At 61.0% G+C, this 9,301-nt stretch carries 12 protein-coding genes; 9 read left to right on the forward strand and 3 right to left on the reverse strand.

Annotated features, from left to right (window positions below; all coding sequences use genetic code 11):
- The 3 genes from J6525_RS45015 to J6525_RS45025 all read left to right on the forward strand — a co-directional run.
- Positions 1-488 (forward strand): hypothetical protein (locus tag J6525_RS45015; protein WP_225649449.1); only part of this gene is annotated, 488 nt, incomplete at its 5' end.
- Positions 489-615: 127 nt separating this feature from the next.
- Positions 616-969, forward strand: a complete 354-nt coding sequence (locus J6525_RS45020; RefSeq protein WP_225649450.1) for a hypothetical protein — start codon at positions 616-618, stop codon at positions 967-969.
- Positions 970-971: 2 nt separating this feature from the next.
- A complete protein-coding gene (locus J6525_RS45025) occupies positions 972-1,529 on the forward strand; it encodes a hypothetical protein (protein ID WP_225649451.1) in 558 nt (185 codons plus the stop codon).
- Between the two features lie 23 nt (positions 1,530-1,552).
- Here J6525_RS45025 and J6525_RS45030 read toward each other — a convergent pair whose 3' ends face one another.
- Positions 1,553-1,852 (reverse strand): hypothetical protein, encoded by a 300-nt coding sequence (locus J6525_RS45030; RefSeq protein ID WP_225649452.1) that lies wholly within the window; start codon positions 1,850-1,852, stop codon positions 1,553-1,555.
- 13 nt (positions 1,853-1,865) lie between these two features.
- Positions 1,866-2,507: a hypothetical protein gene (locus tag J6525_RS45035; protein ID WP_225649453.1), complete on the reverse strand. Its 642-nt coding sequence runs from the start codon at positions 2,505-2,507 to the stop codon at positions 1,866-1,868.
- Between the two features lie 424 nt (positions 2,508-2,931).
- On the opposite strand from J6525_RS45035, the gene J6525_RS45040 reads away from it, so the two are divergent.
- From J6525_RS45040 to J6525_RS45055, 4 genes are all read left to right on the forward strand, one after another.
- Positions 2,932-3,390, forward strand: a complete 459-nt coding sequence (locus tag J6525_RS45040; RefSeq protein ID WP_225649454.1) for a hypothetical protein — start codon at positions 2,932-2,934, stop codon at positions 3,388-3,390.
- Positions 3,390-3,932 (forward strand): hypothetical protein, encoded by a 543-nt coding sequence (locus tag J6525_RS45045; protein ID WP_225649455.1) that lies wholly within the window; start codon positions 3,390-3,392, stop codon positions 3,930-3,932. The genes J6525_RS45040 and J6525_RS45045 overlap by 1 nt, the downstream gene beginning before the upstream one ends.
- A 579-nt stretch (positions 3,933-4,511) precedes the next feature.
- Positions 4,512-5,549, forward strand: coding sequence for a tyrosine-type recombinase/integrase (locus tag J6525_RS45050; RefSeq protein WP_225649456.1), 1,038 nt, complete (start codon positions 4,512-4,514; stop codon positions 5,547-5,549).
- A gap of 273 nt (positions 5,550-5,822) precedes the next feature.
- Complete coding sequence (locus tag J6525_RS45055) at positions 5,823-7,013, forward strand: hypothetical protein (protein ID WP_225649457.1); 1,191 nt, start codon at positions 5,823-5,825, stop codon at positions 7,011-7,013.
- A 128-nt stretch (positions 7,014-7,141) separates the two neighbouring features.
- On the opposite strand, the gene J6525_RS45060 is transcribed toward J6525_RS45055, so the two are convergent.
- Positions 7,142-8,029: a LysR family transcriptional regulator gene (locus J6525_RS45060; RefSeq protein WP_225649458.1), complete on the reverse strand. Its 888-nt coding sequence runs from the start codon at positions 8,027-8,029 to the stop codon at positions 7,142-7,144.
- 103 nt (positions 8,030-8,132) lie between these two features.
- Between J6525_RS45060 and J6525_RS45065 the strand changes: the two genes are divergently transcribed.
- Both J6525_RS45065 and J6525_RS45070 read left to right on the forward strand, forming a co-directional pair.
- Positions 8,133-9,008, forward strand: coding sequence for an MBL fold metallo-hydrolase (locus J6525_RS45065; RefSeq protein ID WP_225649459.1), 876 nt, complete (start codon positions 8,133-8,135; stop codon positions 9,006-9,008).
- Between the two features lie 78 nt (positions 9,009-9,086).
- A partial coding sequence (locus J6525_RS45070; protein ID WP_225649460.1) for a transposase occupies positions 9,087-9,301 on the forward strand: 215 nt, incomplete at its 3' end.

A 9,301-nucleotide genomic window follows, 5' to 3' on the forward strand; every position in this document is an offset into this window, starting at 1 on the left:
CCAAGGAGTTCGGCCAGCTCTTTCAGATGCCGTTCCCGATGAAGGTGTGCGGCATGTACGCATACATGTCGGGCAGCGGTGACCTAAATTTCAATCTGTACAGCGATCCGCTCGGGACGCCTGTCGCCCAGGTTGCTCACGCCTACACGAACAAGATTTCAGTGACGACCGGCAACCCGGCGTGGCTCTACGATTATTTTCCGACTCCCTACAACGTGGCCGCGAACCAGCCGATTGGGGCGGTCATCCAACCGAGCACGTCCACCAACGTGCAGCTCTATTACAAGACCATCGCCAACGCCGCGCATCGAGCGGCTGATCCCTGGGGCACCAGCGGATACGGCATCAGCCGATCGTCCGGCGCGTTCGCGAACACGAACTCGAGCCTCGACCACTGCTACGTCGGGCTGCTCGTCAGCGCCTTTGACGACGCGGCCGGCGGAGGTGGCGGCGGCGGTTCAGGCAGCGGCTACGTGATCGGCTCCTGAGGTAAGGGTGGGACATACGACATTGAGTACATCGAGCCAAGCCCTAGCTGCGATCAGAGGTCGTCTCGAGGGAGATGACTCCGGCATCACCATTCCGTTGCGGTGGCATGGTGAGCCGGGCGACCCGTTGCCTGATGATCCTGCACCTTTCGGCTTCGTCATCTTCAACAACGAAGGCTCCGGAGCCGGGCCGATCGAATTCGGCGGCGGCAGGGGACATAATCGCTACAGGAACAAGGCAACCCTCGAGGCCTACGTGTTCGTTCCTGCGCAGTCGGGCTTGCCGGCCGCGCTCGACCTCGCGGAGACCGTCGCATCGAGGCTCCGTAGCTTCAGGGACGACACGGTCTCTTGCTTCTCAGCCGACGTCATCCCGATCGGTGCCGGCTCCAGTATCGCTCCGCCCGGTCTCGACAGCGACGTGTCGAACTTCGTCGCTGCTCTGGCCGAGGTCAGGGTTACGTTCGATCAGATTGGCTAGTCATGAGCTTCGATAGCGTCGTTATCGAGATTTCTAATCTCACTCAGGCGCAGATTGTCGCGGAAGCGAAGCGGGCTCATGCGCAGGTAATGAATACGCCGCCGCAGCCGACGATCTTTAAGCGCCATGTTGACGGCGTCGAAGCACCGGAGGAAGCGGTAAAGCCGGGTGGTATCATCGTCTATGACTATCTTCGGCTTGATACCATCAAAGATCTGGCGCTCGAGACATTGAAGGAGTTGTCGCCCGTCAAAAGCGGGAAGTATCGTGACGCTCATAGGGTCATCATGGATACCCCAACCGAGGTTCGGATCACCAACACGATTGAATATGCCAGGGTGATCGAACTCGCAGCGCGAGGCAAGACAACTCTCCGCATTCAGAAAGGCGGTCACGTCTACGACAAGGCAGCGCGCATCCTGAAGCGAATTCCGGAAGTGGCGGACAGTGTGACTGTCGACTTCACCTTTACCGACAGCGCCGGTCCTGCTGCGGATGAAAGCAAGGCGGCCAGGCGCGCGGCTCAGTGGCCGACGCTCATTATCAAGGCGCGTCACTAAATGCCATCGACTGCCGACGCTCGCTACCGCTGACCAGCCTTGATGATGATGGCATCGACAGCTTCCTTGAAATTGGCTTCCTGCTTCGCTCTGTTCGGATCAAAGGGTGATTGCTCGAATCTTCCCATCACCCTGTCATAGATACCCGCAAGATATTTTTGCGGGTCCGGTTCTTTTGCTGCGAGGTCACTCAGTATCTCAACAAGTACGAATTGATTGGCAAATATCCGAGACTGCATCATGGCGAACAGTGGCATGAAATCCTGCCAGAAAAACTCCGCCAGGCTAATCGGGGTGGGATCATTTTCCGGGTTAACTGACAATCGCGTTTCTCCTCTACTCGTCCTGCCAATCAATCACGAGGCGGCCGCCGAAGAATTCGACCGCTCTTCCGATTTTGTTGAGGTCGGGCAACTTAGTGGCTCTGTTCTGGAGAAAGTACGTGCCACACTGGGTTTCGGCCCCCAGCTTTGCGAGCCCGATGCCGTCTTCTCGTGCTCGAGTGCGAATAGCGTTTCGGAGTTCATTTTCATATTCGAGAAGCGGTCTGTTTTTGCGCCATCCATGTTTCTCGGCCTGGACCTTGATCGCGCCCCAGGTCCTGTTCGGAAAGGCCGCTTCAAGCTCGGGTCGGCGAGCGGTTGGCCACATCTGACGCAGCTTCGTGATTTCGGTCATCTTCCATGTTGTAACGGGTCGCATAATGCATCCGACCAACAGGGCATGCTGATGTTTTACCGCGCTCTTCGTGCGCCCCTTAAAGCGCTTTGCCAAGATATCCAACGGCTCGCCAGCATGCCTTATAATTCGGCGCTTCTCACCCTCAGTCCACGGTCGACGAGTTATGCCAACGCGCAACAGCCTGCGCCGCGAGCCTATTGAATTTGGGGTACGATGCGGAAGGCGATGCCGCGCTTCCTTAAACGAAGAGGTCCTGATGACCTCGTCTTCTTCCGGTTTCCAGAACCAGCTTGCCATCGCCTGCTCCCCGAAATTTCGTCGTTTCGGGAAAGCATGGAGCGAGATCTGCGGCGAGTTAAGCGAGCGGTTCGCGAGGGGGCAGGAATGTCCCCGCTATCAACCGAGCCGAGGTCCCCCTTGTCAAATCACGGGATCGGTGGTGTTCTGTCCGTTGGGCTTGGAAACCCGGACCTAGATAGGCTGCCGTCCGATTGGCGTCGGACCGCCGCCGAATGCAGCCGCCCTTGGCGGGGCTTTGCTGCTGGATGCGCATTGGCGTGCGCACCAACCTGGCCATTATGGCCGGGAGCGGTGCGCCATGTCCAGAGGGGGCGACCCCTTAAAAGTGCTCCGGCCTGTCTCTAGGCAGGTTTCCAACTCCCGGCTGCCGGTCTGTCACCGGCAACGGCCTTGGAAAGCCGATTACCTAGAGAGAACCATCATGAAAGCACCATTGGGAGCCCCAGCGGAGTCCGCTGGCGGGCTTTACTTCCGAACCGACGTTTCCCCCGAGCAAACCTTCCAGGCCATAGGGCGCCTCCGCAAAGAGGCCCGGGACGAGATAGACCGGCTTATCCGGTTTCTCGACGATACGGACCGGCATATGGAGTTGGAGCCGGACGGCTCCGATGAGCCTTGTCTGGGCTGGCCTGAGGGCCGGTCCGGTGCTTTTGCCGGCAGCGACACCGACGACCGCGAGCTCGACAGTACCGACGACGAGGACGGGCACGATTCGGAGCCTAGTCTTGGGAGCCTCGATCAGCACGACAACCAAGAGAGATGGGCCGCGGGCGGGCGCCGCGATCTTGAGCATGACCCAGCTGAGTCCGGCATTGGCGACTTCGAAGGCCTGCATGAGCAGGCTGGCACGCAAGACTGGCAACAGGGGAGCATGGGCTGATGAAAACCATGACCCGAAGGCTCGGCCTGCAGATCTTGGCTGGTGCTGCGGCGGCTCCGGCTGCGGCAACAAGCGTGGCAAATCCGGATGCTGAGCTGATCGAATTAGGGAGGCAGTTCGTCGCAATATCGCTTATTCGGGATGCAGCAGAGGATGAAGCGCGCCGCTCGATAGCCCGCCGGTCGTACCCGTCTGGCATCTCCTATGAGGAGGCGCGTCTGGGCGGCGACGAAGCACGGAAGGCATACGACGCCGCTATCGCCGATGCTGACGAGCAGTCGGGCCTAGCAGCGGCGCAAGAGGCATTCGACGACGCCATGGATGAACTGCGCGCACTCTACGTGCGGATGATCTCAATGCGGCCGACGACTATGGAGGGATTGAAAGCCGTGGCCTCAGCGGTTTTCCATTTTCAATGGGATGGCAAGGTCGAGAACATCGAAGGCAGCATAGAGGGCGCGGCGCTGGCTGTGCTCGTCGCCGGCCTGCTCGATAAGCCGCTTCCGGATGATCTGCCTGACTGGGCTGCGGCCTGGATCTGATTTTCGGGGAATGGCCCGCCGGACCCTTTGGCCGGCGGGCTTTCGACGTGGCACCGTTGCTCCGTTCGCGCCACCTTGTGGTCCCCCTTGCGGCCTGATCAAATCCGCTACTGATCCGGCTTTGATGACGGAAAACCGAAGCTTGTGAAAACCGTGGACGACCTGTGGGTGACCGGCTCTGCAGCTTGCGAGGCGGCTCAAACCAGAGCAGTGGTGCAGACGTCACGAAGGTGCGGCTGGGCAGTTTCGAAGGCGGGCCATCCGGTGGTCAATGATCATCGCCGGATGGCCGGGAGATCCGATTTTTGGGACGGGAAGACTGTCGAAGGTGGGCGACAGGCTTTCCATTCTGAAACCCTGAACTCTTATGCTTTCGAGCTATGGGACTTCGCCTCGTATGACCGCCGCCGATCCGATGTGGCCTTCCTTCAAAATGGCTCGCGACCTAGCCGGCACCGTATTTCCGGTAAGCGAAGCCGTAATCCTCCAGACAGCGCGCAAATACGGTATCGGTCGGAAGATCGGCCGCGCCATCGTTTTCAGCCCCAGTGATTGCACCCAGCTCTACGAGGCTCTTCCATGCCCCTCAAACTCGTTAAGCGGCCAAAGTCGCCCAACTACGTCATGCGCGGCACCGTCAGGGGAATCCGCATTGAGGAAAGCACTGGCACTAGCGACAAGCGAGTCGCCGAAGAGATCAGAGCCAAGCGCGAGGCGGAGATCCTCGCAGAAAGCGTCTACGGTCGTAGTGCTACCGCAACGTTCGCAGCCGCGGCGCTGAGCTACCTAGAGAACGGCGGCAAGAAGCGGTTCACGCCGTTGGTCATCACCTACTTCGGCACCACACCGCTGGCGAAGATCGATCAGGACGCGCTCGATCGCGGCGCTAAGAAGCTATATCCCAACGCGGCCCCGGCGACGGCGGATCGGCAGTTCTACGCCGTCGTTTCAGCGATCCTCCACCACGCCGCCGCGCGCAAGTGGTGCCCTCCTCCTGTGATCAAGCGCCCAAAGAAGCCGCCCGGCCGCGTCAAGTGGATCACGATCGACGAGGCAGACCGGCTAATAGCCGCCTGCAGCGATCATCTGCGTCCTCTGGTGATCTTTATGCTCTACACCGGCGCGCGCACCGGCGAGGCGTTGTGGCTCGACTGGAGGGATGTTGATCTCGGTCGAGCTCATGTCGGTTTTCCGAAGACCAAGAACGGGGATGCGCGCGGCGTGCCGCTGCATCCACGATTGATCGCTGCTCTGGCGAACCTGGATGATCAGAAGACGGGAGAGGTATTCCGCCGACCCGACGGCAAGCCATACACCCGCCCCAAGCGGATCGACGACACGTCGGCCGGCTCCAGGATCAAGACCGCCTTTAAGGCTGCCTGTCGGCGCGCCGGTATTGAAGATTTTCACCCGCACGACTGCCGTCATACCTGGGCGACTTGGCACTACGCCATCAATCGCGACCTCGGCGGCTTGATGAAGCTAGGCGGCTGGAAATCCGAGCGCATGGTCATGCGCTACACCCACGTCAACGTGGGCGAGCTCCAACACACCATTGATCGGCTCCCGGGGGGAAATCTCGGGGACTACGTTTCGAGGAAAGCTGAAACTGCATGAAAAACATACACTTGTTACAGTCCAGCCTCGCCATTGGTAATGGAGAGGTCGACAGTTCAATCCTGTCTGGCAGCACCAGGATCTTCATCGCACTGCGACTGAACCGAAGACCTCCCCGCCTCCCACCATCCCCTCGCCAAAGACAGCCCTCCGTTCTTTCGTACGAAAATCTACTTTTGGTTGATTTTCGGCCGGAGCTATACTTCTATGTAACTGTAGTTACATGGCGAATTTCAAAACTCCGCAATACGATAGGGAATTGGGGGATCTCACGTGCGCATCAAAACCTTGCTGCCGACGGCTCTTGCGCTGTTGGCATCCTCGTCCGCATTTGGCTTTGAGTTGGTCGATATTGAGCGTGCTTCGGGCTCGCCGCCGGTCATAAGAGCCTACGACGGTCCCAGGGACGTCTTCGAGTACGATCTCAAGGTCCGCAATCTCTGCGACAATGCGCAGAGCCTGAACAACGTGGCGTCGGGCTGGGTCGGAGCGAAGCGAACCGGCAACATATTCCAGGACGGGTTCAATATTCACGACCGGTCTGTCGCCCTTGCGGCCGTCGTCACGTTCCCGAACGCCAAGAGTGACCAGATCAAGCAGGTCAAGGTACCGATCATAGCGAAGGCCAACTTTGGCGACGTTCAAATCCAGAACTGCGAAGGCACCATCATCACCGACGTTCCGGCGAACGCGAAAGTTAGGCTGCACTTTGAGTACAAGCAGTCGGACACCATTCGATTCAATGACCCGACGAAGTTTGTGAGCGGGATTGCGACGGTCGGCACCAGTGCGGTCGCGTTGGGCTCCTTGGCCACGGGCACCGGTATTGGATCGGCGATCGTTCCTGTCGTCTCCTATCTGGAGAAGAACAGCAACGCCATCACCACGCTCAACAACGGGGTGAACTCGATCATGGCGTCGTTTGCGGAAACCAGATCGCCCGATCCCAGGCAGTATGAGATCAGGTCAACCGCCAGCAACATCAGCTACAGAAGCGGCCGAAAGACCGTCATCTCGATCGACAAGATCGTGCGTGACACCGGGCCGGATCTTGACGGCGGAAACGGCTGGCTCGGAGTGGACAGGGCCTTTTCCGATCGGTACGGCGAGCTGCAAAGCCAATTCAACAATGCCCAGAATGCGGTTGATTCTCCCTGGTCGGCAAATCTGCCCAAGTTCTGCGCCAAGCTCAGAAGCTATGTGGATGGAGCGACCAAGGGAGACCGCTTCGCCTCGGCTCTCGGTATCGGATTTCACGCCTTCTACAACTCGACGGAGTATGGCGGGAGAACCTGTCTGAACTCATGGGAAATCGCCGCGCTGAAGGCGCACCATTTCGCTCCGCCGTTCCCTGGTGCCTGGCCGACCAATGCGACGCCATCCGAACCTGTGGTGGCAGCACGGTCTGCGCCCAAGCCGTCCGGCAAATCCGCCCGGATGGCCAACGCTCTCGCCTCGCGCTGATGATCTGAACTCACCCTGCCGGCACTGACCCAGGCGCCGGCAGGAGCATGACTCCTCCTCTGGCAGCACCATCCCCTTCCACTGGTACGCCCGTCACTTGCCGGCGAATTTGAGCCAGGCCGCGCAGCTCAGGCTGCGAGATGTTCGGCGATCGCATCGATCGCGACCCGGATCCGCAGTGACAGGAACTGCGCCTCCGGCCAGACCAGGAAGTAGCTCAACCGCAGCGCCGCGTGTTCGGTCAGGACCGGCACCAGCCGGCCGGCCTGCAGCCGGTCCTCGACCAGCCACCGCGGCAACCAGGCGAACCCCATCCCGGCCTCGGCCGCGTCGGCGATACTCTGGAGATCGTCGAGCAGCAGCCGCGTGCGCGGCATGACATCGAGCTGGGCCTCACTCTCGGGGGGGAAGCGCCAGGGTCGCGGCCGGCCCGAGCGGCTATAGAAGATGCCATCATGATCGGCTAGTTGCGCCGGATCCTGCAACGGCCGCGCGGCGACGTAAGCGGGCGCGGCGCAAACCACCATCGGATACTCCGCCAGCTTGCGGCTGATGAGACCGCCACCATCGGCGGGAAGTCCGCTCCGCACACTCAGATCGTAACCCTCGCGAAGCAGATCGCTCGGCCGATCGCTGAACGACAGCACGAGATCGAGCGCGGGATGTTCGGTCGCCAGCTGGACCAGCAGCGGTGCGATCAGCATTCGCCCGTAGATCACGGGCAGCGTGACGCGCAGCGTCCCCCTGATAGCCCCCGCATGATCCTTGACCATGGCGTCGGCCGCATGAGCTTCCGACAACACTGCCTTGCAGCGCTCGAAATAGGCGCGCCCGAGATCGCTAAGCGCCATCTTGCGGGTCGTCCGGTGCACCAGGGTCGTGCCCAGATGCGACTCGAGGGAGCGGATGTGCTTGCCGGCCATCGGCGCCGAGATGCCGTAGGCACTGGCGGCGGCCGCGAACGAGCCCAGTTCAACGGCCTTGACGAACACTCCCATGCTGAGAAAGCGGTCCATTGCAAACCCCTGGTTCATTCTGACGTGCCTGGCGGCGCGTTCTCTTCTCGCAGAAGCGGGCCCATGAATGAGGGCAACCGAATGCCCTGAACAGGAGACCCGCATGTCCAGCCGTCCAACGTCACAGGCCCCGGGCCTCAACCGCCGCCGCGTCGGAGAGACGGTCGTCACGGTATTGAATGACGGCTACCTCGATCTCAGCTTCGAGCTGCTCGCCGACATCACCGTGGCGGAGGCCAAGGCGATGCTGGCAACCGCGCATCGTCCACCCGATCCGCGCTTCAGCGTCAGTGCAGTCCTCGTGCAGGACGGCACCCGCACCGTGCTGATCGACAGTGGTGGCGGCGGGTTCAACGGCTGGGGCGGCAAGCTGCCGGGCGCACTTGCCGCCGCCGGAGTTGCTCCCGGCGACATCGATGCGGTGCTGTTGACCCACGCGCATCCGGACCACATCGGCGGTCTTGTCGGCGCGGACGGCGCTGCCGTGTTCGCCAATGCCGAGCTGATCCTGTCGGACGTCGAGCTGGCGTTCTGGGCGGATACCGCGCGCGCCAACTCCGCGCCGGAGAACCTGCAACCGATGTTCGCGCTCGCCCGTGCTGCCTTCGCAGCTTACGGCAAAGCTCTGCGCCCGATCGGAAGCGGCGAAGCTGTACCTGGCATCGCGTTCGTTGCTCTTCCCGGACACACGCCGGGCCATGGCGGCTACAAGGTGACGTCGGGAAGCGACACGTTGCTGGTCTGGGGCGACATCACGCACGTGCCTGACGTGCAGATCAAGCGGCCGGACGTCACCATCGCCTTCGACGCGGACCCCGATCAGGCCCGCACAACGCGCATGAAGACGCTCGATATGGCGGCCGCAGAGCGCATCTTGATCGCGGGGCCGCATCTCAACTTCCCCGGCCTGATCCGCGTCGTCCGGTCAGGTTCGGGCTTCGACTATCATGAAGAGCCATGGTGTCCCGCGCTGATCTAGGTGGTGTGGACTCTAAGGATTCCCTTTTAGGAGCAAATCAGATTCAAGGCTGCTTTTGGGGAGGCCGCCTTGGGTGTGATGGACCGTTTGGTATTGAGCGACGCGGCGTGGGAGCGGATGGCGCCGTTGATCATAGGGCGGCCCGATCAGAAGGGCTCGACCGGGCGCGACAACCGAATGTTTGTTGAAGGAGTGCTGTGGATCGTGCGTACGGGGTCTCCCTGGCGCGATCTCCCGGAGGTCTTCGGCGATTGGAACAGCGTGTTCCGGCGCTTCAGCCGATGGAGCATCAA

Source organism: Bradyrhizobium australafricanum, from assembly GCF_020329495.1.
GTDB classification, from domain to species: domain Bacteria; phylum Pseudomonadota; class Alphaproteobacteria; order Rhizobiales; family Xanthobacteraceae; genus Bradyrhizobium; species Bradyrhizobium australafricanum.

Bases quoted from the DNA above. Each gene is read 5' to 3' on its own strand.
- J6525_RS45045 (WP_225649455.1), top strand. From the start codon at position 3,390: ATGAAAACCATGACCCGAAGGCTCGGCCTGCAGATCTTGGCTGGTGCT.
- J6525_RS45035 (WP_225649453.1), bottom strand. From the start codon at position 2,507: ATGGCAAGCTGGTTCTGGAAACCGGAAGAAGACGAGGTCATCAGGACC.
- J6525_RS45025 (WP_225649451.1), top strand. From the start codon at position 972: ATGAGCTTCGATAGCGTCGTTATCGAGATTTCTAATCTCACTCAGGCG.
- J6525_RS45060 (WP_225649458.1), bottom strand. From the start codon at position 8,029: ATGGACCGCTTTCTCAGCATGGGAGTGTTCGTCAAGGCCGTTGAACTG.
- J6525_RS45065 (WP_225649459.1), top strand. From the start codon at position 8,133: ATGTCCAGCCGTCCAACGTCACAGGCCCCGGGCCTCAACCGCCGCCGC.
- J6525_RS45050 (WP_225649456.1), top strand. From the start codon at position 4,512: ATGCCCCTCAAACTCGTTAAGCGGCCAAAGTCGCCCAACTACGTCATG.
- J6525_RS45040 (WP_225649454.1), top strand. From the start codon at position 2,932: ATGAAAGCACCATTGGGAGCCCCAGCGGAGTCCGCTGGCGGGCTTTAC.